Consider the following 22,287-nt stretch of genomic DNA (forward strand, 5'->3'; position numbering starts at 1 on the left):
GCGCCCTAGTGTGCGGTCTCGTGCGCCGCGGCCACCTGCACTGCCTCGCGGCCCTCGACCGGCGCTGCGCCGCCTGCCCGGCGCGCGGCGAGGCCCCAGGCCAGCAGCAGCCCCAGGCCGAGCCCGTCGGCCAGGAACTCGGCCGCGACCCGGCTGGCGAGCACCCCCGGGTAGCCGAGGAGCGGCGGCAGGATCAGGAGCGGCGGGATCAGCGCCAGCCCCTGCGCCGCCAGCGACACGGCGGCGGCCCGGCGCGGCGCGCCGATCGCCTGGAACAGGGTCGCGGCCGTGAGCTGTAGGCCCACCGGCATGAAGGCGACGGCGAAGAGCGCGGTGGCGCGCGCGCCCGCGCGGGCGGTCCCGGGATCCTGCGCGAACAGGCCCGCGAGGGGCTCGGCGCAGGCGATCATCAGGCCGCCGACGACGAGCCCGTAGGCGAGGGCGGCGGCGAGCACGAAGGCGAGGGCGCGGTGCAGCCGGTCCCGCCGGCCGGCGCCGGCGGCGTGGCCGAGCACCGCCTGGGCACCCGCCATCGTCCCGAGGAGCGGCAGCGCCGCCACCAGGGTCAGGCGCAGGGCGATGCCCTGCGCGGCGACCGCGGCGTCGCCGTAGGGCGCGGCCGCCTCCACGAACAGCGCCATCGCGAAGGCCGCGAGCAGGCTGGAGCCGGTGGCGGGCAGCGCGAGCGTCAGGGCCTCGGCGAGGGTGCCGCGCCCGATCCGGCCGCCGGGCCACCGGAACGACACCCGGTCCGGCCCCCGCGCCCGGGCGAAATGCAGGCCGTAGGCGGCCGCGCCCGCGAGCTGCGCGCCGATCGCCGCCCAGCCGGCGCCGACGGTGCCGAGGCCGCAGACCCGGATCAGCACCGCGTCGAGCAGGATGTTGAGGCCGAAGCTGCCGACCATGACGGCGCCGCTGAGGCGCGCGTGGCCCTGGCCGCGCACGACGAAGCCGCCGACGATCATCACCAGCATCAGGGCCGTGCCGATTGTGGCCAGCGCCGTGTAGGGCGCGGCCTCCGCGGCGAGGGCGGCGTCGGCGCCGAGGAGGCGCAGCCAGAACGGCGTGTCGGCCACGATCGCGGCCGTCACGGCGAGCCCCGCCGGCAGGCTCAGCCAGAAGCCCAGGCCGGCGGCGGCCGCGGCCCGGTCGCGGTCCCCCGACCCGAGGGCGCGGGAGACCTGCGAGGCCGCCGCGATCCCGGCCCCGTACCCGAGCGCCGCGACCAGCAGCGTCACCGGGTACGCCAGGGCGATGGTAGCGATCGCGGCGGCGCCGAGATCGGCCACGAACCACGCGTTGACCAGCATCTGCAGCGCGTGCGCCGAGATGCCGAGGATCGCCGGCCCGGACAGCCGCAGGACCAGGGCGACGACCCGATCCTGGTCGAGATCGACCGGCCGCCTCACGGGATCGCGGCGGCCGAGCGGATCGCCGCGCGGGCAGCCCGCTCCTCGGCGAGGATCGTCTGCGCGATGGCGCCGGCCCGCACGGGCAGGATCGACAGCAGCGTCTCGGTCAGCCCGTGGGTCGGCTCGCTGAACCCCTGGAGATGCAGGCTCACCCGGGACTCGGCGCGCTCCAGCGGCAGGCGGTAATGCCGGTCCGCGGCGTCGCCGGCGAGGAACGGCCGCACGGGCTCGAGGATCGCCGGAAGGGCGGCGCGCTGGTAACCGGTGGCGCAGATCACGGCCGCGTAGCTCTGCCGCTCCGCGGTGCCGTCGACGTCGTCGCGCAGGGTCGCGCGCAGGCCGCCCGCTTCCGGCTCCAGCGCCTCCACCCGGGTGCTGCGCCGCAGCCGGTAGCGGGTCACCCCGCTCACCGTCTGCTCGTAGAGCGTGGCGTAGAAGTCCTGGATCAGGTCGGCGTCGACCACCGCGTAGTTGGTGGCGCGGTGGGCGGCGATCAGCTCCGCCCGCACCGGCGCCGCGGCGCCGTGGATCCGGTCGACGGAGGCGGGGTCGAAGATCTCGTTCACGAACGGGCTGTCGTCGGCGGGCTTCAGGGCGGGCCCGCGGATCGCGAGATCGACGAGCGCCCGCGGGTAGCGCGCGCCGAGATCGGTGACGATCTCCACGGCGCTCTGGCCGCCGCCCACCACCAGGATGTGGGGCTCCGGCCCGTCCAGGCGCGGCGCCCCGAGGGCCTGCGCGATCCCCGGCAAGTACCAGGAGGAGTGGATCAGCCGCCGGTCCCGCGCGTGGGCCGCGAGCGGGGCGGGGATCGCCGGGTCGCCGCCGGCCGCGACGACGAGGTGACGGCAGCGGCGCAGGCGGCGCGATCCGGCCTCGTCCCGGGCCTCCACCACGAAGGCGGCGAGCCGACCGTCGCGGGTCTCCGGCCGCACGGCTTCCACGATCTCGCCGTACGCGACCACGTCCGAGAACTGGTCCGCCGCCCAGGCGAGATAGTCGTTGTACTCGACCCGCGACGGATTGAACGTCTTGAGGTTGAGGAAGGTGCTGAGCCGCCCCTTCACGTGCAGGTAGTTGAGAAAGCTGAACGGGCTCGTCGGGTCGCGCAGGGACACGAGGTCCTTCACGAAGCTGATCTGCATGTCGGCGCCGGGCAGCATCATCGCCCGGTGCCAGCCGAACCGGTCCTGCCGCTCGATGAACCGCAGGGACGGCCGCGGCGGCCCGTCGCCCATCGCGTCCCGGAGGGCGATGGCCAGCGACAGGTTGGCCGGGCCGAAGCCGATCCCGATGATGTCGTCGGTCGCGGGGTGATCCGTCATCGCTCGCATCTCGTTCGCTCGAAGGGCGGTCTAGGCCGGCACGGCGGGAGGCCGCGGCGCCGCGTCGGCGGCGGCCGCGCCCGGTACCCAGAGCCGGTCACGGACGAAGTGCTCGCGCGACAGGGCGACCAGGGCCGCGCGCTTGTGGGGGAAGTCGACGGTGGCGATCGTCGCGAAGCCGGAGGCGTGGAGGTTCCGGATCTGCTGAGCGTGATCGGCCCGCGGCTCGCCCACGATGCGCTGCGTGCGCGGCTCGTCGAGGAACAGGTAGTGCATCAGCGACGGCAGCCAGGCCGAGAGAGCGGGTCGCCCGCGCACGGACGCGTCGCCGATGGCCACGTGCCAGCCGCGGTCGTAGGGGCCGGATTCGTAGAGCGGCCCGAGGCGGCTCTCCCGCGCCCAGTACAGCTCGAAATAGCCGAAGGGCCTGCCGTCGAGGCAGCCGAACAGCGGCAGGGTGGCGGGATCGGCCTGGAGCTCGGCGATGTAGGCGGCGTGCGCCTCCAGGGTGCCCGTCTCCTGCCAGATCGCGGCGACCCGGGGGTCGTTCATCCAGGCCGAGAACAGGGCGACGTCGCCGGGCTCCGTCATCGTGCGGAAGCTCAGGCGCCGGTCGAGCCAGGGGATCGCCCGCGCGTAGACCGTGCCGGAGGGCGTCCCGGGCCGCAGCGGGTGGCGGCGACCGGCCGTGGCGGTGAACAGCTCGGGGAAGGGCGGCCGGGTGTTCGGGAGCCAGCGGGCGGCGCATTGCCAGAGGAGACCCGGCAGGATCTCGACCCCGTCGCCGACGGGCCGGGCCGCGCCGAGGTCGAGCAGCCGTCCGGACGTCACCGGATCGGCCGCGACGGCGATGCGCAGGACCCGCGTGTCCTGGGCCGTCAGAGCCTCGGCGCGCGCCAGGATCGCCGCCACGGCCGCGGCCGGCGCGACCGGCTCGGCGAGGCGGATGACCGGGGCCTCCCGGGCCCCCTCCAGGGTGAGGGGCACCCGCGCGATCACCTGCGCGGACACCTGCGCGGCTTCCTGTGCCCCGCCATCGTGGGTCCGTGCGGGGTGCGCCCCCGCGTCGCGCATCCGTGGGCTCGAAGCGTCCGTCATCCGTCCTCCGCGTGTCGCCGGCACCTCCGTATCGCCGGCACATCCCTGACGGATGGGGCCGCCCGGCGTTCAGGGGTTTCGTGCGGACGTCTTCCGCCGGCTCGGGCGCGCCGCCGTGAACGGCGCACCGTCTCAACCGTCACTCCGTCGAAGCCCGGAGCGGCGCAGGAGCGAGCGGATGGACAGGCACGGCCAGGAGGCGGGGGCGAGCACGGCCGCGGACACGGCTGCGGACACGGCTGCGGACACGGCTGCGGACACGGCTGCGAGCACAGGTTCGGGCACGGCCGGGGAAGCGGCCGCGGAATGGACCCTCGGTCCGGTCGTGGTGGCCTTCGACCGGGCCGGGCACGGCGCCTTCTGGCCGGCCGACCGGGCGCTGCCCGCCGGCTGGACACGGGCGCACGGCCCCTGCGGGATCGCGGCGGCGCGGGACTGGATCGCGGATCCGGCGCGGGTGCCCGAAGCCGCGTCCGCGCTCGCCCCCGACGCCGACCGCGAGAGCGTCCCGGCCCGGCTCGCCCGCCTCGCCGCCGCCGAGCCCGAGCGCCCGGCGGTGCTGTTCGGGACCCGGACCCTGACCCGGGGCGAGCTCGACGCCCGGGCCGGCGCCCTCGCGGTCGCGCTCGCGGCGCGCGGGATCGGGCGCGGCCACCGGGTCGCGGTGGCGCTGGAGCGCGCGCCGGAGATCATCGTGGCGCTGCTCGGGGTGCTGCGGGCCGGCGCGGCCTTCCTGCCCGTCGACCCCGCCTACCCGGCCGCCCGCGTCCACGGGATGCTGGCGGATGCCGGCATCGCGCAGTGCCTCACCACCCCCGCGATCGCCGCGCGCCTGGAGCTGCCCGCGGGCATCGCCCGGCTCGATCCCGCCGCGCTGGAGGCTGCCTCGGACGGCCCCGTTCCCGCCCTGCCGGAGCCGGGGGACGCCGCCTACCTGATCTACACGTCGGGCTCGACCGGGACGCCGAAGGGCGTGCTGGTGGAGCACGGGCCGCTGGCGATGCACTGCCGCACCACGGCCGAGGCCTACGCGATGGACGCGGAATCGCGCGAACTCCACGTCCTGTCCTTCGCGTTCGACGGCGCCCACGAGCGCTGGATGACGCCGCTCGTCGCCGGCGGCTGCATCGTGCTGCGCGGACCCGAGCTCTGGACCGCCGCCGAGACCCTGGCGCAGATCCGCCGCCACCGGGTGACCCATGCGGGCTTCCCCACGAGCTTCATCGGACAGCTCGCCGAATGGGCCGAGCGCCTGGGCGAGGCCCCCCCGGTCCAGGTCTACTCCTTCGGCGGCGAGGGGATGCCCCGGGAGACCTTCGCGCGGCTCGGCCGCGCCCTGAAGCCCCGGCTGCTGATCAACGGCTACGGCCCGACCGAGTGCGTGATCTCGCCCCTCGTCTGGGCAGTGCCGCCGGACGCGACCTTCGCCGAGCCCTACGCGCCGATCGGCGGCCCGGTCGGGGCGCGGGCGGCGTACGTGCTGGGGCCCGACCTCGGGCCGGTCGCGGACGGCGCGACCGGCGAGCTCTACATCGGCGGCGGCCTCGCCCGGGGCTACTGGGAGCGCCCGGCGCTCACCGCCGAGCGCTTCCTGCCGGACCCGTTCGCCGCGGGCGGCGGCCGGATGTACCGCACCGGCGACCGGGTCCGGCGGCGACCGGACGGAACCCTGGCCTTCGCGGGGCGGGCGGACGATCAGGTCAAGATCCGCGGCTACCGGATCGAGATCGGCGAGGTCGAGGCGGCCCTGCGCGCCCTGCCGGGGGTCGCGGAGGCCGCGATCCTGCGCCGGCAGGGTCCGGCCGGCGCCTATCTCGCGGGCTACGTCGTGCCGGCACGCGGACGCCGACCGGAGCCCGGACGCCTCCGTGCCGGCCTCGCCCGCACCCTGCCGGAGCCGATGGTGCCGGCGAGCCTGACGATCCTCGACCGGCTGCCGGTCACCGCCAGCGGCAAGGTCGACCGCAACGCCCTGCCGGATCCCGCCGCCGACGACCGGCGCGGGCGCCCGCCCGGGACCGCCACGGAGCGGCGCCTCGCCGGGATCTGGTCCGAGTGCCTGGGCTTCCCGGTCCGGGTGGCGGACCGGCGCTTCTTCGCGCTCGGCGGCGATTCCCTGTCGGCCCTGCGGCTGGTGGCGCGCCTGCGCCTCATCGCCCCGCGGGGCGGGATCGGCGTGGCGGATCTCCTGCGCGACCCGACCGTCGCGGAGCTGGCGGCCCGGATCGACGCCGGATCGGAGGCCGACGAGGAGGGCCTCGCGCCCGTGGTCCGGCTGTCCGCCGGCCGGCCGGGGAGCGGGCGGCCGCTGCTGGTGCTGTTCCCGGGGCTGCTCGTCAGCACCCGGGAGTACGAGCCCCTGGTGGCCCATCTCGGCCCCGACCAGGAGGCGCACGGCTTCCTGTGCGCCTCCCTGGTCGAGGCGGTCCGGCCCCTGCCGACCGTGGCCGAGCTCGCGGAGGCCTATGCCGAGCGGGTGCGCGACCTGATGCGCGGCCGCGCGGGGTCCTGCGTCTTCCTCGGCTGGTCCTGGGGCGGCGTGCTCGCCTACGAGACCGCCCGGCGGCTCGGCCCGCGCTTCCCCCTGGACTGGGTCGGCATGCTCGACGCCTGCGGCCTGGAGGCCAACTTCGCCCCGGGCGCCGGCCGGCCGATCGAGCCCGCGGAGCGGGCGGCACACGAGGCCCTCGTCGAGGCCTGGCTCGCGCGCGCGCCGATGCGCGCGCACTGGGAGGCCCTGCGCGCCCGCATGGACCCGGAGGCCGCGGTGCAGTTCCTGCGCTTCCTGGCCGCCGAGCCGCAGCCCCTGCCGGCCGACGGTCCCGAGGTCGGCAGCCGGGAGCGGATGCTCTGGACGCTCGTCGACCACGCGATCCAGTTCCGGGCCCTCCGCCTGGAGCCCGGCACGGTGCCGGTCCGCAGCTTCGTGGCGGCGGAGTCGCGGGCCCGCGGCCTGCCGGTGATCGACTGGGCGCCCCTCACCGACCGGCTCCTCGGGGTGGAGACCGTCCCCGAGACGGATCACCTCGACATCGTCCTGTCGCCGCACCTCCACGACCGGATCGCCGCGCTGACGGCGCCGCTCGCCGAGGCCCCCGCGCGGTCCCCCGCGCGAGCCCCCGCCTGGACGGCCGCCTGACATGCAGGAGCTCGAACCGACCTTCGACACCCTGCGCGACGCCCATGTGGCGGCGCTCACCGGCTCCCTGATCGACGGCCTCGAGCACGGCCCCGGCGGTGCCGGCTACGTCTGGTCGCGCAGCATCCCGGATCCGACCCTGAACTTCGCCTTCGGGGTGCGCCGTCCCGACCAGTTCGCCTGGGCGGGCGCGGCGGCCCTCGGGCGCGCCCGGGCGCCGGCCTTCCTGGCCCGGGACGACGGGGAGATCGCGCTGCTGCGCGCCCTGTTCGAGCCCGCGATCCTCTACCCGGCGAGCTGGATGGTGGCGCGGGGTCTTCCGGCGCCGGCTCCGCCCGGCAGCGCCGTCACCGTGCAGGCGACGCCCGCGCCGGGGCCGGATTTCGAGCGGGTCTTCGCCCACCTGTCCGACGCGCCGGCCGTGCGGACCCATCTGCGCCGCTACTACATCCCGGCGCTGCGAGCGGCCCGGGGCCGGCCCGGCCTCGCGGCGCTGCACCTCGTCCTGCGCGACGCCGCCGGGCCGGCGGCCTGCGCCAGCCTCTACCTGCGCGGCGAGACCGCGGGGCTGTACAATGTCAGCACGCGGGCCGACCGGCAGCGCCGCGGCCTCGGCACCGCCGTGACGGTCGCGGCCCTGCGCGAGGCGCGGGCGCGGGGGGCCGGCCAGGTCTTCCTGCAATGCCCGGCCGGGGGCAGGATCGAGGCGCTCTACGCCAGGGTGGGCTTCCGGACGGCCTGCGCGCCGACCCTGCTGTGCACGACCCCGCCCTGACCGGCACCCGCTCAGAACGGCTCCGCACCGTACCCGTAGGGCGTGACGCTGAGGACGAACCCGATCTCCGCCTCCGCGTCGCGCAGGACGAGCGCGCTGGCCGGACCGGTCACGACCTTGCCCCGGCCCTCGATCCGGGCCCCGTACCGGCCGCGGGACCCGAGGGCGGCCAGCGCCGCGAGGGCGCGCCGCGCCGCCCGCGCGCGGCGGACGCCGTTCTCGTCGAGCCAGACCGCCTCGTCGGCGGGCCAGACCCGCAGGGGCAGAGGCTTCCCGGCGCCGCGCGCGGGCGGCCGCGGGACCGCGGCGAGGCGCGCGCGGATCCTCACGGGCGGCCGATCCAGGCCGCGCGCAGGACCCGCAGGGGCGCGGCCGGAGCGGCCCTGCGGGTCCTGCGCGCGGGCGGGACCGCGTCGACCACCCCCATATCGGCCGCCACCGCGCGGGCGAGCGCCGCGGCCAGGGGCGCGTAATCGGCCAGATGCACGCCGTCCCGGTGGAGGCCCGCGCCGGCGAGGCCGCCGGTGCCGGATCGCCACGCCGCGAACGGGTCGATGAAGGCGTGGCCCCCCGCGGCGCAGAGCGCGGCCAGGCGATCCGAGAAGGCCGCGACGGCGTCGGGATCCCGGCCGGTCACCCCGGCACCGATCGGCGGGATCGCGGCGACGAAGACCTGCGCGGCCCAGGCCTCCAGGCGGCGCAGGATGCCCCCGACATCGGCCTCGAACCGGTCGATCACCCGGGCCCGCTCGGGATGCCGCCAGCGCTGGATGTCGTTGGTGCCGATGATCAGCACCGCGGCCGCGCAGCGGACGGGGACGCGCAGCGCCGCGAGCTGGCGACCGCAATCGGCCGCGGTGCTGCCGCCGACCGCGATGTTGATGCAGGGCCGGCCGCCGAGATCCGGCGCGCCGACGAACTCCGCGTGGGAATTGCCGGCGAGCAGCACGCTGTCGGGCGCGGCCGCCCGGAGCGCCGCGCGGATGCCGGGACGCCGCTCGGCGAAGCGATGCCCGACGATCCGCCCGTGCCGCCAGTGCCGGGCCGCGGTCTCGATCCAGTGGGCGCCCATGGCAGTCCTTGATCAGGCGTGAGGGATCGGCTGCTCCCGGACGGTCGGGACCGGGGACGACGGGCCGGCCCGCCGCCCGGATGCGGGCGCCACCCGGCCGCGCGCGGCCGAACGACTTGCCGCCGCGCGATGAAGCGCCGGAAACAATGGGAAAACACTTGGCGAAACACTTGACGATACGGCTCAATACATCGGACCGCCGTCACGTTCTATATGTGGGAAAAAATCACACGTCAATCGCGACACGGGCGCGATCGAGCCCAGGTGCTGGGCCGGACGCCTTCCGGCGGCCGCGCCGCCGCGCTACCTCGGGGATCGCGGGGCGCCGTCGGCCGCCCGGAAGCGTCGGGGAGCCAGGATGGCCAGCGAGATGATCAGGGACCGGGTCTTCATCGTCACGGGCGCGGGCTCGGGCCTCGGGGAGGCGGCGGCGCGGGGCCTCGCGGCGGCGGGAGCCCGGGTGGTCGTGGCCGACATCGCCCGGGAGGCCGGCACCCGGGTGGCGGCGGAGCTCGGGGCGCAGGCCCGCTTCGTCGAGACGGACGTCACCCGCGAGGCGGACGGCGCGGCGGCGGTCCGGACGGCGCTCAACGCGTTCGGGCACCTCCACGGGCTCGTGAACTGCGCCGGCATCGCGCCGGGGGAGAAGGTGGTCGGCCGCGACGGGCCGCACCGGCTCGAGACCTTCGCGCGGGCGGTCTCGGTCAACCTCGTCGGCACGTTCAACATGATCCGGCTGGCCGCCGACGCCATCGCCCGGGAGGCGCCGGACGGGGCGGGCGCCCGGGGCGTGATCGTGAACACCGCCTCGATCGCGGCCTTCGACGGCCAGATCGGGCAGGCCGCCTACGCGGCCTCGAAGGGCGGGGTGGTGTCCATGACCCTGCCGATCGCCCGGGAACTCGCCCGGCACGGCATCCGGGTGGTCACCATCGCGCCGGGCATCTTCGAGACGCCGATGATGGCGGGCCTGCCCCAGGACGTGCAGGACACGCTCGGCCAGAGCGTGCCGTTCCCGCCGCGCCTCGGCCGCCCGTCGGAATACGCCGACCTCGTCCGCCACATCTGCGAGAACCCGATGCTGAACGGCGAGACCGTCCGGCTCGACGGGGCGCTGCGGATGCCGCCGCGCTGACGGCTCAGCCGATCGACACGCTGGTCAACACCTCGGCGGCGCGGCGGACCTCGGCGGCGATCATCTCCTCGCTCGGGCCGTCGATCGGCATGTCCGACAGGATCGCCGCCACGTCGCGCTTCACGTCCTCGCGGATCTCCGGGTTCTCCTCGGAGAGCCGCCCGATCAGGACGCCGAGCACGATCTCCAGGGCGGACAGCTTGGCGTGCAGGCGGGTGAACTCGTCCAGCGGCTCGGGCTCGTGCGCGGTCATGACCGGCTCCATCGGAGAAATGTCCGCCGTCGCCCAGGGGCGCGCCGGAACGTCCGCGTGTCATACAGGGGCGCCGGCCCTCCGTCTCGCCGGGCCGTCGACCCCGCGTGGCCCGATGCTCGGCCCGGGGGCCAGGAGCCGAATTTTTTCCCGATCGCGGGCAACCGGATTTCCGGACCCGACGTTTCACGCATCCGCGAACGAACCCGCGAAGGGACACCCCGCCATGATCACCCGTCTCACCGCCGCAGCCGGCCTCCTGGCCCTCTCCACCGGCCTCGCCCTGGCCCAGACGCCCACCGCGACGCCGGCCGAGCCCGCCACGAAGGCCGACAGCAACATGAAGGAGTGGCAGGTCGCCAAGGTCGCCAAGGTCGGCCTCGCCCAGGCGCTGGCCACCGCCGAGTCGCAGGGCGACGAGAAGGGCGGCCGCGCCATCGACGCCGATTTCGAGAAGGCCGACAGCAAGGATCCGGCCCACTACGCGATCAAGGTCGTGTACCCGAGCGGCAAGCTCGTCGAGTACGGCATCAACGCCGATACCGGCGCCCTCTACAAGACCGAGAACCAGCCGATCGAGCGCTACTTCACCCGGCTGAAGGCCTCCGACTTCCAGAACGCCAAGACCTCCCTGAAGGACGCGCTCGCCATCGCCGAGCAGAAGGCCGGCGGCGGCAAGGCCTACGAGGCCGAGGTCGAGAAGGACGGCTCCGCGGTCCAGTACGAGATCAAGGTCGCCGGCGCCGACAAGGAGCAGGAGGTCAAGGTCGGGCCGGACGGCAAGGTCCTGAACTGAGATCCTGAACTGAGGTCCGGGGCTGCGGTAGTGAAGGCTGCCGCAGCCCGCCCCGTCCTCGCTCCGCGCGCGAGGACGTTCGGGTCCGTTCGGTTGCTGCATCCTGTCGCTCTACCGTCCGGGGAGCCGTAACACCCTCACGGCGCTTCCCCCTTGCGATGCGGCCCGAGGGCCGGGGACGGGGAGGGCGGCATGGACGCTGGCGCGCAGGACACCGACGGCCATCTCGGCCACGCCCACACCCGGGTCGAGGGCCCCGACAAGGTCACAGGCCGGGCCCTCTACAGCTCCGACCGCACCGGGCCGGAGACCGGCACGGCCCACGCGGCCCTGGTGACCAGCACGGTCGCCCGGGGCCGCATCACCGGGTTCGACCTCGCGGCGGCCGAGCGGGTGCCGGGGCTCCTGCGGATCTTCACCCACCGGGATCTCGCGGGCGCGGTGGCCCCGGTGAAGCACCTGATGGCCGGCGGCTACGCCAACAGCTCGCACCGGCCGCTGGATTCCGACGCCGTCGCCTATGCCGGCCAGATCGTGGCGCTGGTCGTCGCCGAGACCCTGGAGGCCGCCGAGGCGGCGGCCGGCGCGGTCCGGGTCGCCTACGCGGAGGCGCCCGCCGCCGGCGGCTTCGACGCGCCCGGCGCCGAGACCGTGCGCCTCGCCGACCTCAAGCCGCACCACGAGGACATCGCCCGAGGTGACGCCGAGGCGGGTCTGCGGGAGGCCACCGTCCGGGTCGAGGCGCACTACGCGACGCCGGTGCAGCACCACAACCCGATCGAGCTGTTCACCACCCGGGCCGCCTGGGACGGCGACCGGCTCACCGTGCACGAGCCGACCCGCTATGTCGGCGCCGTGCAGCACGGGCTCGCGGCGCAGCTCGGGCTCGATCCCGCGCAGGTGCGGGTGTTGGCGGGCCTGATCGGCGGCCATTTCGGCTCGAAATTCGCGCTGTCGCAGCACACCGCGCTGGTCGCCCTGGCGGCCAAGCGCCTCGGCCGGCCGGTCTCCCTAGTGCCGAGCCGGCGGCAGTGCTTCACCATCGCCAATTACCGGCCGGAATCGCGCCACCGCATCCGCCTCGGCGCCGACCGGTCGGGCCGGTTCACCGCCCTGGTGCACGAGGCCGAGACCGTGACCTCGCGCTTCGATCCCTTCGTGATGGAGGGCGCGGAGGTGACCGCGAGCCTCTACGCCTGCCCGAACATCCGCACCGAGGAGCGGGCCGTACGGGTCGACCGCAACACCCCCGGGCCGATGCGGGCGCCCCCGGAGGTGCCGTTCCTGTTCGCCCTGGAGAGCGCCGTCGACGAGATGGCGGCGGCCCTCGGCATGGACCCGATCGCGCTGCGCCGGCGCAACGACACGGCGGTCGATCCGGTCAGCGGAAAACCGTTCTCGACCCGGCCGTTGATGGCCTGTTTCGAGGCCGGCGCGAAGGCCTTCGGCTGGTCGCGCCGGGTGCCGCGCCCGGGTGCGATGCGCGACGGTCCCTGGCGGGTGGGCCTGGGCTGCGCGACCTCGGTGCGGCCGGTGAAGATCGCCGCCGCGACGATGCGGGTCCGGCTCGGCCCGGACGGGTCGGCGGAGGTGGCCTGCGCGCATCACGAGATCGGCAACGGCATCACCACGCTGCTCGCGATGGGCGCCGCGGACGGGCTCGGCGTGCCGGTGGAGCGGGTGACGGTCCGGCTCGGCGACACGATGTTGCCGGTGGCGGGCATCTCGGGCGGATCGAGCACCACGACCAGCCTGATGAATGCCCTGGCGCTCGGCTGCCGGCAGATCCGCGAGACCCTGGCGCAGGCCGCGACCGGGCAGGGCGGGCGCCTCGCCGGCCGCGATCCGGGCAGCCTTCGCCTCGCGGGCGGCCGGCTCGCGGCGCCGGACGGGGCTGGGATCGCGCTCGGCGAGGCCGTCGGCCCGGAAGGCGTCGAGACGGTCGCGGAGTTCGTCCCGGCGGGCGGCGACCGGGAGAAGGCGCTCGCGGGCCTGCGGCAGGGCCATATCGGGCTCGCCCTCGGTGGGGGCGGGAAGGCGGTCTCCTGGGGCTTCGGCGCGCAGTTCGCGGAGGTCCATATCCATGCCGAGACCGGGGAGATCCGGGTGGCCCGGCTCACCGGCGCCTTCGCGGCGGGGCGCGTTCTCAACCCGCTGACCGCGAAGAGCCAGCTCATGGGCGGGATGATCTGGGGCCTCGGCTCGGCGCTGCTCGAGGAGACGGTGGTCGACGGCGCCGCCTACCGCAACCCGGATCTGGCCGAGTACCTCGTCCCGACGGCGGCCGACGCGCCGGAGGTCGAGGCGCTGCTGGTGCCCGATCCGGACGATCGGGTGGATGCGCTGGGTCTGAAGGGACTGGGCGAACTCGGGATCATCGGGGTGAACGCGGCCATCGCCAACGCCGTCCACCACGCCACCGGCCGCCGCATCCGCAGCCTGCCGATCCGGCTGGAGGACGTGGCGTGAGGGGGCGGCTCTCCCTCTCCCCGCGTGCGGGGAGAGGGAGAGCCGGCCCGGCTCTTACTCCATCACCGGCGCGAGCTTCTTCACGCCCTGCACGTCCTCGCCGAGCCACGCCGCGTTCTTGGCGGTGCCGTCGAAGGTCGCGCTCGTCTTGAACAGCTCGTACTTGCCCTCCAGCGCGTAGGGCTTCGACCGCGACAGCAGCTCGGCCACCGCCGCCTTGTCCATCGGCTCGAAGGTCTTCACCGCCTCGAAGGCCTGGTCGAGGTCGCGCTGGTTCTGGATGCCGGTGATCACCACCGAGACCGGCAGGTTCAGCGAGAAGTGCAGGTACTCCAGCGGCTTGATCGGCGCGTCCGCCTTCAGGATCACCCCGTCGCCGAAGGTCTTCATGGCGAGCGGCGCGATGCCGTTCTGCACGAGGTAGGGCAGCACGAGGTGGCTGAACGAGCGGAAATGCGCGTCCATCACGTTGACGGGCATCTGCACGGAATCGAAGTGGAAGCCGCGCTCGGCCGCCACCTCCAGCATCTGCAGGTGGATGCGCGGGTCCTTGTGGCCGGTGAAGCCGATGTAGCGGAGCTTGCCCTGGCGCCTGGCCTCCAGGAATCCCTCCATGGCGCCGCCCTCGGCGAAGACCCGGTCCGGGTCGTCGTAGCGCAGGATCTCGTGGTGCTGGACGAGGTCGATCCGGTCGGTGCGCAGGCGCTTCAGGGAGGTGTCGATCTGCTTGAGCGCCTCCTCCTTGGTCCGCCCGTCCATCTTGGACATCAGGAAGACCTTGTCGCGGTAGCCGCCCTGGTCGAGGGCGACACCCATGCGCAGCTCGGAGCGGCCCTCGTTGTAGTCCCAGCAATTGTCCATGAAGGTGATGCCGCGGTCGATCCCGGCATGGATCAGCCGCGTCGCCTCGTCGTCGGTCACGGCGCTCTTGCCGAGGTGGAACCCGCCCATGCCGATGGCCGAGACCTTCTCCGACGTCTTGCCGAAGGTCCGGTAGAGCATCTCGCCCCGGCGCTCGCCGGGATCGGTGACGAAGGGCAGGTCCGCGGGGTCCTGCGGGCGGTTGCCGGGGAGGGCGGGGGCGCTCACGGCCGCACCCGCGCTGCCAGCGCCCGCGAGGCTCGCGCCTGAAAGTCCCGCGCCGAGCACGGCGCCCTGGAGGAAGCTGCGGCGTTCCATCGGCTGTCTCCGTTCGAGAATGTGGGGATCGGCAACGGCAGGCCTCGTGTCGGCGGTGCGACCGTAGAAGAAGGCAGCGCGACGAGCCCCCTCTCCCGTGCGGGAGAGGGGCTCGTCGCGCTGCCTGCCCTGTAGCGTGGGACAACGATCCGCGCCGGGTCATCGTTCGATCTCCGCGGCGAGGCGTCCCGCCGCGTGGAGCAGGCGCAGGGCGGCGCAGGCGGCGCCGTAGCCGTTGTCGATGTTGACCACCGTGATGCCAGGGGCGCAGCTCGCCAGCACGGCGTCGAGGGCGGCGCGCCCGCCCGCGGCGACGCCGTAGCCCACGGAGGTCGGGACCGCGATCACCGCGCCGGCCACGAGTCCGCCGACGACGCTCGGCAAAGCCGCGTCCATGCCGGCGGCGACGATCACCACCGGGTGCGCGCGGATCTCCTCGATCCGCGACGTCAGCCGCCACAGGCCGGCAACGCCGACATCGGCGAAGAGCGAGGCCGCCCGCCCGGCATAGGCCAGCACCCGCAGGGCCTCGCGGGCGACGGGCACGTCCGAGGTGCCGGCCGCCACCACGGCGACCCGGGCCGGGCCGGTGATCCGGGGGGCCTCGCCGAACACCGCCGTGCGCGAGACCGGGCAGTAGTCGAGCCGCGCCGCGTCCCTGAGCCGGTCGCGCTTCTCCGGATCGAGGCGGGTGAGGAGCAGCGAGGCGCCGCGCGCCCGGGCGGTCTCCAGGATCGCGTCGATCTGCTCCGGGCTCTTGCCGGCGCAGAAGATCGCCTCCTCCAACCCGATCCGCTCGGGCCGGGCGAAATCCAGGGTGAACTCTTCGGAGATGCTCACGCCCGGGCCTCCCGCGGCTCGACCAGGAAGGCGCTGCCGACCCGGTAGGGGGCGAACCGGACGAGGCCGGAGAGACGCGGCGGCGCGATCGCCCGGATGCCGGCCCCGAGCTTCGCGCGATCCTCCGCGGCCAGGGCCGCGAGGCTCGCGGGATCGAGCTCCACCACCACGCCCTCGGCGCGCACCCGGCACCGGACCGCGCGCTTGGCGCCGCTCTCCGCAGCGAGCGCCCCGCCGACCAGCCGCTCGACGGCGTGGATGAAGCCCAGGGTCTCGGGCTCGATGGCGATGCCGGTCTCGACCCGGCTCGACAGGCAGGGCGCGGCCGGCAGCTCCGCCACGGCCCCGAGGCCGAGGTCGCGGGCGAGCGCCCGCACGGCCGCCTTGTCGAACCCGGCCTCCACGTAGGGGTGGCGGACGCCGTGCTCCCGGGCGGCGTCGAGGCCGGGGCGGTACTCGCCGAGGTCGTCGCGGTTGGCGCCCGACAGGATCTGCCGGTCGGTGACGCGCCGGACCGCGCCGTAGAGGTTGGTCTTGCAGAAGAAGCAGCGGTTGACCGGGTTCGCCCGGTAGGCCGGGTCGGCGAACTCGCCGGCCTCGATCACCCGTAAGGACCAGCCCTCGCGGGCGGCCTCGGCGCGGACGCGCGCGGTCGCCTCCGCGGGCACGGCCGGCGAGACCGCGTGGACCACGAGGGTCGCGCCCGGCGCCAGCCGGTGGGCGAGGGTGGCGAGCGTCAGGCTGTCGACCCCGCCGCTCACCGCCACCGCGACGGGGCCGAGCCCCGCCAGGACGGATTCCAGATGCTGGCGCGTCACCGCTCCTCCTGCTCCTGTTCCAGCGCGCGCCGCTCGGCCTCGCGGCGCAGGGCGACCCGCGCGGCGTGGCCCGCACGGTCGCGGGCGTCGTCGGCCTCGGCCTTGGCGGTGGGCCCGCCCGGCCGCGCCACGATCTTCACGCGAACCGACCGGCCGTCGTGCTCGACCGTGCGGGCGGCGCGCGCGAGCACCGCACCCTCCACCTGGTGGTAACGCAGTCCGATGGTCGTGGTCTCACGGAAGCAGGCCGCGATCGCCGCCTCCAGGCTCTCCGGGCGGACCAGGACCTGGATCCGGGCCATCATCCGGCCCTTCTTGCCGATGACCGGCATCTGCACGACGTCCACGATGCCGGGCTCCGCGCGCAGCCGGTCGAGGCCCGTGGCGAGATCCTCGCCGGACTGGTCGTCGACCTCGAAGGCGATCACCGCGAGATCCCGCCGGCCCGGGCGGGACGCGGCGCCGTCCTCCAGCACGAGGGCGCGCAGGCAGTTGCTCAGGCCCGGCAGCACCTTCGTGCCGAAGCCGATGCCGGTGCGCCCGAGGATGCCCCGGGGGCGACCCCGCCCGGGATCGTCGCCGCAGAGGTGGCGCAGGATCGCCGCCCCGGTGGGGGTGACGCGCTCGCCCGGGATCCCGTCGTCGAGGGTCGCGAAACCGGCCAGCAGCAGCGTCGTGGCGGGGGCCGGGACGGGGAGGGGACCGTGCTGGGTCCGCACCCGGCCGGAGCCCAGCGGCAGGACCGAGACGCTCCAGCTGCGCGCCTCCAGGGCGGCGATCAGGTGGGCGGCGGCCACGATGTCGGCGATCGAGTCGAAAGCGCCGACCTCGTGGAACGCCACCGCGTCCACGGCGATGCCGTGGACGCGGGCCTCGGCGTCGGCCAGATGCCCGAAGATGCCGAGCGCGTGCGCCCGCACCGCCGGCTTGAGATCCGCCGCCTCCAGCGCGGCGCGGATCTCCGACCAGGGCCGGTGGCCGTGGTCGTGGGCATGACCGTGGCCGTGCTCGTGCTGATGGCCGTGCTGATGGCCGCGATCGTGGGGATGCGGATGGTCGTGGTGCGCGGGGTGTTCGTGCCGGTGCGGCGCGGGCCCGGGCTCCGTACCGGGCGCCGACACGGTGAAGCGCGCGCCGCTGAGGATCCCGTCATTGTGCGCCCGGACCGCGCAGGCGATGCGTGCGTCGACCGCCCGGATGCTGGCGGACACGCCGGCCTGATGCTCGGGGAAGGCGTCCAGCAGGGCGGCGGCGAACATGTCGCCGGCGACGCCGCCGAGCGCGTCGAGATGGATGTGCATCGTGTGTCGCGCGGGCGCCCGTGGCGGGTGACAGGTCCGCCTCAGATCGGCCGCGGCCGTGCCGCGGCAAGGCGCGCGCGGCCTCCGCTGCCGCGGCGTATCGCCCGCGCCGCTCAGGAGAGCTGCAGGTAGGCCGGATCGAACAGCCCGCGCTCCCGCAGGCCGTCGAGGTCGCGGATCGTCAGGCGGCGGCTGCGCAGGGCGACGAGGCCGCCGGTGCGCAGCTCCTTCAGGGTGCGGTTGATGTGCACGCTCGTCTGGCCGAGGGCGTCCGCGAGGTCGGGCTGGGTCACCGGCATCGGCAGCGTCATCCCGTCCGCGAGGCCGACGCGCGTCAGCCGCAGGTGCAGCTCGCAGAACAGGTGCGCCAGCCGCTCGATCGCCGAGCGCCGGCCGACGCTGGCGATCCACTCGCGGTGGATCGCCGTGGCGGCGAGCAGCTCCCGCCACAGGCACTCCTCGACGGCGGGCCGGCCGCGGACCGCCTCGCCGATCTGGTCCGGGGCGATCCGCGCGACGGTGACCGGCGTCAGCGCGCCGATCGCGTGGTCCATCCGCGCCCGGCGGAACACGAACGGGTCGCACAGGTCGCCCGGCAGGAGCAGCGCGACGATCGCCCGCCGCCCGTCCGGGAACTGCTTGTACCGGCAGGCCCAGCCGTCGAGGATCAGGTGCGTGTGGTACGGGTCGCTCTGCTGCCCCTCGATATCCTGCCGGGCCGCGACGTGGCGGACATGCAGGCGCCCCAACCCGTCGAGGACCGCGCGGTCCTCGGGCGCGAGCCGGACATGCCGCTCCATCTTCCGTACGAACGGGTTCTCCACGTCCGCCTCCGGTCAGATCACCGCGGCGCCGGCGTGCCGGCGGCCGGACGACGGCGCGCGGCCGGGCAGGCGCCGAGGCAGGCGCGCGGGCGGGCGACCGCGGCGGATCGGGCGGCGTCGCGCCCGTCCGAAGCGTCCCGCACGACGGCGCCGCCAAGGGTATCGGTGAAATAATGAGGCACGGATATTTCTATCGGCAGGGGGCCAAACCGTCCTCCGAACATCGAAGTCCGGATCTTCTTGATCGGCTTGTGCCTGCAGCAGGAAAACGCGCGCCAACCTGTGTTAAGTCGGCGTTCTCCCCCGCGACGCGCTCCCCACGAGGCCCTGCGCCCGTGCGGCCCTTAGCCCAAGAGGCCCCGTCCCCGAGGATGGCCGGGCGCCGCGCTACTCCGCGGCGGCGCCCACCGTGTCGGCCATGCGCGCCCGGCGCGTGCCGAGGGGCTGCGGCTCGCCGACGGTCGTGTCCTCGGCGGTCTGATGCTCCATCTCGGCGTTCACCTGGGCGCCGGCCAGCACGATCATGGTCGAGAGCCAGATCCAGGTCATGAAGCCGATCGCCGCGCCGAGCGAGCCGTAGGTCTTGTTGTAGCTGCCGAAATGGCCGACGTACCAGGAGAACAGCAGCGACGCGACGATCCACAGCAGGGCCGCGAGGGCGCCCCCGGGCGTGACCCAGCGCCAGCGCGGCGCGTCCCGGCTCGGCCCGTAGCGGTAGAGCAGGGCGAGGCCGAGCAGCACGGCCAGGAGCAGGACCGGCCACCGCAGCAGCGCCAGCCACCACGCGTCCGCGCCGAGCCCGACGAACTCCAGCACCACCGGCACCACCACCACGGCGGCCAGCGCCAGGAGGAGGAACAGGAGCGCCCCCGCCGTGAAGGCGAGAGAGACGAGATTGAGCACGAGGAAGTTGCGCTTCTCGCGCTCGTTGTAGACGAGGTTGAGGGCGTCGAAGACGTGCTTCACGCCACCGTTGGCGCTCCACACCGACAGCGCGATGCTGATGAGCAGACTGAACCCGAGGGTGGTGTTGCCCTGCTCGTTCAGCCGCTTCACCTGGTCGCCGACGATCTCCAGGGCGCCCTGGGGCAGGATGCCCTGGAGGCTGGCGAGCTGGTCGTTGATGGTCGAGGCGTCGGCCACGAGGCCGTAGCAGGAGACCAGCGCCGCCACCGCCGGGAAGATCGCCAGGAGCGTGAAGAAGGTGACGCCGGCCGCGATCAGCGACAGGCGGTTCTCGCCGATGTCGTGATAGGCGCGCAGCGCGATGTCCTTCCAGCCCTTGGCGGGGATCTCGGTCGGCGTCGAGGCCTGCCGCCCGCGATCGGCCTCGGTCCGGGCGACGGCGTGGGCCTCCCGGCCCGCGTGCGCGGGCGACGTCCGGCGCGCGCCGTCCCGGTCGACGGACCGGCCGGGGGCGCGGTCGGCCGCGGGACCGGCCAGGGGATCGGCCGCGCCTCGCGCCGGCCGGCGGGGGAGGGCGACGAGGCCGATCAGCGCGGTGGCGAGGGCGAGCGTCCAGACCGTCGAGGCGCCTCCCTCGGGGGCGGCGGCCCTGGCGGGGGCTGGATCGGGGGCGGGCATCGGCGACCTCGGCAGGGTTCGGGCGGACAGGGGGCGGCGCCCTCGGGGCCGCGCATCGTGGCGCCCGGGACAGCGCGTCCGAATGGCCGCAGCTGCGAGGGGGAACGCCGCGGCGCGGGGAACGGTTCGCCGTGCAGTTGCAACTCGACGGCACAACGACGGGGAGAACCGGCATGGCGCGCCTGGATGGCGGGACGGTGGTCATCACCGGGGCCTCGAGCGGCATCGGCCGGGCGGCGGCCGAGGCCTTCGCGGCGCGGGGCGCCCGCGTGGTCCTGGCGGCGCGGCGGGCCGACGTGCTCGACGGGATCGTCCGCGACCTGCGCGCGTCGGGCGCCGAGGCCGTCGCGGTGCCCACCGACGTCACCGAGCCCGAGGCGGTGGACGCCCTGGCCCGGGCGGCGCTCCGGACCTTTGGCGGCATCGACGTCTGGATCAACAACGCCGGGGTGGGGGTGTTCGGCCCCCTGCTGGACGCCCCCCTGGACCTGCACCGGCAGACGATCGCGGTGAACCTGCTGGGCGCCGTGCACGGGGCCTACGCGGTGCTGCCGCACTTCCTCGACCGCGGCCGGGGGACGCTGATCAACACGGTCTCGATGGGCGGCTGGGCGCCGACGCCCTTCGCCGCCGCCTACACGGCCAGCAAGTTCGGCCTGCGCGGCTTCTCGGCGAGCCTGCGCCAGGAACTCGCCCGGCACCGGCACATCCGCGTCTGCGCCGTGTTCCCCGCCATCGTCGACACGCCGGGCCTGGAGCACGGCGCCAATGTCAGCGGCCGGCGGCTCAATCCCGGGCACCTGTACTACGCGCCCGAGGCCGTGGCCGAGACCTATCTCCGCCTCGTGCGCCACCCGCGCGACGAGGTCGCGGTCGGCTGGCCGGCCCGCCTCGCGCAGGTCGGCTACGCCCTCGCCCCGTACCCGACCGAGCACCTGATGGGCGCCGGGTTCCGGTGGGCCCTCGACCGGGCCGAGCCCGGGCCGCGCACGCACGGCGCCCTGCGCGCGCCGACGCCGGAGGGCACGCGCGCCGACGGCGGCTGGCGCGCCCGCAAGCGCGTCCCCGATGCCGGCACGCTGAGCACCGCCCTCGGCACGGGGCTCGCCGCCGCGGGGGCCTGCGCGGCGCTCCTCGGCGGCCTCGCGGCGGCGCGGCGGTTCGGCACCCGCGGCTGAGTCCCGTTCGGGCAAAGCGCTAACCCATGTTGCGGCATGGGCGGCCCGGGCACGCCACAACCGGTCCTCTGGGCTTGACCGGCCCGCCCGCCGACGACCGGACCGAATGCCCGACACCGAAGGCTCATCGCTCCTCGATCCCGTCGCGGATGTCGCAGAGGAGGCCGGGGACGGGGCCCGGTTCGGCCTGCCGGAGGCCGTGCGGGCCCATCTCGGCACCCTGCTCGGCCGCACCTACGACCGGATCGGCCTGGACTCGGGCGGTGCCGCGGACCCCTTCGCCGACCTGCTCGCGCGCCTGGAGATCGCACTCGCGCAGGCGGAGGGCGAGCGGGACAGGACCTTCCGCGCGGGCCTGCTGGAGGTGGTGCCGGCTCTGCACCGGTTCGCGGTCTCGCTGACGCGCGACCCGGCCGCGGCGGACGATCTCGTGCAGGACACCCTGCTGCGCGGCTGGCGCGGCCGCGGCGGCTTCACCCCCGGGACCAACCTCGAGGCGTGGCTGTTCACGATCCTCCGCAACGTCTTCTACAGCCAGCACCGCAAGCAGGGCCGCGAGGTCGCCGACACCGACGGCAACTACGCCGAGCAGCTGACCAGCATCCCCGAGCAGGGGGGCCATCTCGACCTGCAGGACGTGCGCGCGGCCCTCGACCGCCTCGCGCCGGTGATGCGCGAGGCGCTGGTCCTCGTGGCGATCGAGAACCTGAGCTACGAGGAAGCCGCCGTCGTCATGAACTGCCGGATCGGCACCGTGAAGAGCCGGGTCTGGCGCGCCCGCGAGCAGCTCGCGCGCATGCTCGGCTACGGCGGCGACGAGATCGGCAGCGACGGGGTCATGCTGTCGGTGACCGGCACCTCGGCCTGATCGCGACGATTTTCGCGATCGAATACGCCAATTCGATACTTCGACGGCCGTATTCGCCCACAAATTGACTTAGGTGAAAGCGTCCCGGCCGTCGCCTGGGCGATATGGAGCGGGTTGGGTCGATCCGTCGACTCGGCCGGGCTCCCATCGGTGTGACATCCCCCCGATCCACCGATGGGAGCCTCTTCACCGGCAGCCGCAGCGGATGCGCGGGCCGGACG

At 75.0% G+C, this 22,287-nt stretch carries 19 protein-coding genes; 7 read left to right on the forward strand and 12 right to left on the reverse strand.

Translation table 11 applies throughout. The annotated features are described in order from the left end of the window. Window positions 1-5: 5 nt before the first annotated feature. The 3 genes from LOK46_RS07090 to LOK46_RS07100 are packed head-to-tail and all read right to left on the reverse strand — an operon-like array spanning window position 6 to window position 3,835. Entirely contained in the window at window positions 6-1,409 is a 1,404-nt protein-coding gene (locus LOK46_RS07090; RefSeq protein WP_443192874.1) for an MATE family efflux transporter, read from the reverse strand. After that, a complete protein-coding gene (locus LOK46_RS07095; protein ID WP_273563124.1) occupies window positions 1,406-2,737 on the reverse strand; it encodes a lysine N(6)-hydroxylase/L-ornithine N(5)-oxygenase family protein in 1,332 nt (443 codons plus the stop codon). The genes LOK46_RS07090 and LOK46_RS07095 overlap by 4 nt, the downstream gene beginning before the upstream one ends. Before the next feature lie 30 nt (window positions 2,738-2,767). Then, the gene (locus tag LOK46_RS07100) at window positions 2,768-3,835 is read right to left on the reverse strand and encodes a GNAT family N-acetyltransferase (RefSeq protein WP_273563125.1); all 1,068 of its coding nucleotides are present in this window, start codon (window positions 3,833-3,835) and stop codon (window positions 2,768-2,770) included. A gap of 178 nt (window positions 3,836-4,013) precedes the next feature. Here LOK46_RS07100 and LOK46_RS07105 point away from each other — a divergent pair, with 178 nt between their 5' ends. Together LOK46_RS07105 and LOK46_RS07110 are read left to right on the forward strand one after the other, a co-directional pair. Then, entirely contained in the window at window positions 4,014-6,974 is a 2,961-nt protein-coding gene (locus tag LOK46_RS07105; RefSeq protein WP_273563126.1) for an amino acid adenylation domain-containing protein, read from the forward strand. Between the two features lies 1 nt (window position 6,975). Beyond that, complete coding sequence (locus LOK46_RS07110; RefSeq protein WP_273563127.1) at window positions 6,976-7,749, forward strand: GNAT family N-acetyltransferase; 774 nt, start codon at window positions 6,976-6,978, stop codon at window positions 7,747-7,749. An 11-nt stretch (window positions 7,750-7,760) separates the two neighbouring features. Here the strand turns inward: LOK46_RS07110 and LOK46_RS07115 are convergent, their stop codons facing one another. Together LOK46_RS07115 and LOK46_RS07120 are read right to left on the reverse strand one after the other, a co-directional pair. Continuing rightward, on the reverse strand, window positions 7,761-8,078 hold the full coding sequence (locus LOK46_RS07115) for a hypothetical protein (RefSeq protein ID WP_273563128.1): 318 nt from the start codon (window positions 8,076-8,078) through the stop codon (window positions 7,761-7,763). Beyond that, window positions 8,075-8,821 (reverse strand): SGNH/GDSL hydrolase family protein, encoded by a 747-nt coding sequence (locus tag LOK46_RS07120; protein ID WP_273563129.1) that lies wholly within the window; start codon window positions 8,819-8,821, stop codon window positions 8,075-8,077. The genes LOK46_RS07115 and LOK46_RS07120 overlap by 4 nt, the downstream gene beginning before the upstream one ends. 358 nt (window positions 8,822-9,179) lie before the next feature. On the opposite strand from LOK46_RS07120, the gene LOK46_RS07125 reads away from it, so the two are divergent. Continuing rightward, a complete protein-coding gene (locus LOK46_RS07125; RefSeq protein ID WP_273563130.1) occupies window positions 9,180-9,956 on the forward strand; it encodes an SDR family NAD(P)-dependent oxidoreductase in 777 nt (258 codons plus the stop codon). A 4-nt stretch (window positions 9,957-9,960) separates the two neighbouring features. Here the strand turns inward: LOK46_RS07125 and LOK46_RS07130 are convergent, their stop codons facing one another. Beyond that, entirely contained in the window at window positions 9,961-10,209 is a 249-nt protein-coding gene (locus tag LOK46_RS07130; RefSeq protein WP_273563131.1) for a hypothetical protein, read from the reverse strand. 226 nt (window positions 10,210-10,435) lie between these two features. Between LOK46_RS07130 and LOK46_RS07135 the strand changes: the two genes are divergently transcribed. Both LOK46_RS07135 and LOK46_RS07140 read left to right on the forward strand, forming a co-directional pair. Then, on the forward strand, window positions 10,436-11,005 hold the full coding sequence (locus LOK46_RS07135) for a PepSY domain-containing protein (protein WP_273563132.1): 570 nt from the start codon (window positions 10,436-10,438) through the stop codon (window positions 11,003-11,005). A gap of 192 nt (window positions 11,006-11,197) precedes the next feature. Beyond that, a complete protein-coding gene (locus LOK46_RS07140; RefSeq protein WP_273563133.1) occupies window positions 11,198-13,474 on the forward strand; it encodes a xanthine dehydrogenase family protein molybdopterin-binding subunit in 2,277 nt (758 codons plus the stop codon). A gap of 54 nt (window positions 13,475-13,528) precedes the next feature. Here the strand turns inward: LOK46_RS07140 and LOK46_RS07145 are convergent, their stop codons facing one another. From LOK46_RS07145 to LOK46_RS07170, 6 genes are all read right to left on the reverse strand, one after another. Then, window positions 13,529-14,653 (reverse strand): aldo/keto reductase, encoded by a 1,125-nt coding sequence (locus LOK46_RS07145; RefSeq protein ID WP_273563134.1) that lies wholly within the window; start codon window positions 14,651-14,653, stop codon window positions 13,529-13,531. Window positions 14,654-14,812: 159 nt separating this feature from the next. Then, window positions 14,813-15,493 carry a nickel pincer cofactor biosynthesis protein LarB gene (larB, locus tag LOK46_RS07150; RefSeq protein WP_273563135.1) on the reverse strand — a complete coding sequence of 227 codons (681 nt, stop codon included), beginning with the start codon at window positions 15,491-15,493 and terminating at the stop codon, window positions 14,813-14,815. Then, window positions 15,490-16,311 carry an adenine nucleotide alpha hydrolase gene (locus LOK46_RS07155; RefSeq protein ID WP_273563136.1) on the reverse strand — a complete coding sequence of 274 codons (822 nt, stop codon included), beginning with the start codon at window positions 16,309-16,311 and terminating at the stop codon, window positions 15,490-15,492. The genes larB and LOK46_RS07155 overlap by 4 nt, the downstream gene beginning before the upstream one ends. Continuing rightward, window positions 16,308-17,612 carry a LarC family nickel insertion protein gene (locus LOK46_RS07160; RefSeq protein WP_273563137.1) on the reverse strand — a complete coding sequence of 435 codons (1,305 nt, stop codon included), beginning with the start codon at window positions 17,610-17,612 and terminating at the stop codon, window positions 16,308-16,310. Before LOK46_RS07160 ends, LOK46_RS07155 begins: the two co-directional genes overlap by 4 nt. A gap of 113 nt (window positions 17,613-17,725) precedes the next feature. Continuing rightward, on the reverse strand, window positions 17,726-18,436 hold the full coding sequence (locus LOK46_RS07165; protein ID WP_273563138.1) for a Crp/Fnr family transcriptional regulator: 711 nt from the start codon (window positions 18,434-18,436) through the stop codon (window positions 17,726-17,728). A gap of 387 nt (window positions 18,437-18,823) precedes the next feature. Further along, window positions 18,824-20,020, reverse strand: a complete 1,197-nt coding sequence (locus LOK46_RS07170) for a YihY/virulence factor BrkB family protein (protein ID WP_273563139.1) — start codon at window positions 20,018-20,020, stop codon at window positions 18,824-18,826. 173 nt (window positions 20,021-20,193) lie between these two features. Between LOK46_RS07170 and LOK46_RS07175 the strand changes: the two genes are divergently transcribed. Together LOK46_RS07175 and LOK46_RS07180 are read left to right on the forward strand one after the other, a co-directional pair. Next, the gene (locus tag LOK46_RS07175) at window positions 20,194-21,198 is read left to right on the forward strand and encodes an SDR family oxidoreductase (protein WP_273563140.1); all 1,005 of its coding nucleotides are present in this window, start codon (window positions 20,194-20,196) and stop codon (window positions 21,196-21,198) included. A gap of 106 nt (window positions 21,199-21,304) precedes the next feature. After that, entirely contained in the window at window positions 21,305-22,066 is a 762-nt protein-coding gene (locus LOK46_RS07180; protein WP_273563141.1) for a sigma-70 family RNA polymerase sigma factor, read from the forward strand. Window positions 22,067-22,287 lie beyond the last annotated feature (221 nt).

Source organism: Methylobacterium sp. NMS14P (assembly GCF_028583545.1).
Taxonomy (GTDB): Bacteria; Pseudomonadota; Alphaproteobacteria; order Rhizobiales; family Beijerinckiaceae; genus Methylobacterium.

Bases quoted from the DNA above. Each gene is read 5' to 3' on its own strand.
- LOK46_RS07160 (WP_273563137.1), bottom strand. From the start codon at position 17,612: ATGCACATCCATCTCGACGCGCTCGGCGGCGTCGCCGGCGACATGTTC.
- LOK46_RS07170 (WP_273563139.1), bottom strand. From the start codon at position 20,020: ATGCCCGCCCCCGATCCAGCCCCCGCCAGGGCCGCCGCCCCCGAGGGA.
- LOK46_RS07125 (WP_273563130.1), top strand. From the start codon at position 9,180: ATGGCCAGCGAGATGATCAGGGACCGGGTCTTCATCGTCACGGGCGCG.
- LOK46_RS07100 (WP_273563125.1), bottom strand. From the start codon at position 3,835: ATGACGGACGCTTCGAGCCCACGGATGCGCGACGCGGGGGCGCACCCC.
- LOK46_RS07175 (WP_273563140.1), top strand. From the start codon at position 20,194: ATGGCGCGCCTGGATGGCGGGACGGTGGTCATCACCGGGGCCTCGAGC.
- LOK46_RS07095 (WP_273563124.1), bottom strand. From the start codon at position 2,737: ATGACGGATCACCCCGCGACCGACGACATCATCGGGATCGGCTTCGGC.
- LOK46_RS07130 (WP_273563131.1), bottom strand. From the start codon at position 10,209: ATGACCGCGCACGAGCCCGAGCCGCTGGACGAGTTCACCCGCCTGCAC.
- LOK46_RS07105 (WP_273563126.1), top strand. From the start codon at position 4,014: ATGGACAGGCACGGCCAGGAGGCGGGGGCGAGCACGGCCGCGGACACG.
- LOK46_RS07145 (WP_273563134.1), bottom strand. From the start codon at position 14,653: ATGGAACGCCGCAGCTTCCTCCAGGGCGCCGTGCTCGGCGCGGGACTT.
- LOK46_RS07180 (WP_273563141.1), top strand. From the start codon at position 21,305: ATGCCCGACACCGAAGGCTCATCGCTCCTCGATCCCGTCGCGGATGTC.
- LOK46_RS07110 (WP_273563127.1), top strand. From the start codon at position 6,976: ATGCAGGAGCTCGAACCGACCTTCGACACCCTGCGCGACGCCCATGTG.
- LOK46_RS07120 (WP_273563129.1), bottom strand. From the start codon at position 8,821: ATGGGCGCCCACTGGATCGAGACCGCGGCCCGGCACTGGCGGCACGGG.
- LOK46_RS07135 (WP_273563132.1), top strand. From the start codon at position 10,436: ATGATCACCCGTCTCACCGCCGCAGCCGGCCTCCTGGCCCTCTCCACC.
- LOK46_RS07140 (WP_273563133.1), top strand. From the start codon at position 11,198: ATGGACGCTGGCGCGCAGGACACCGACGGCCATCTCGGCCACGCCCAC.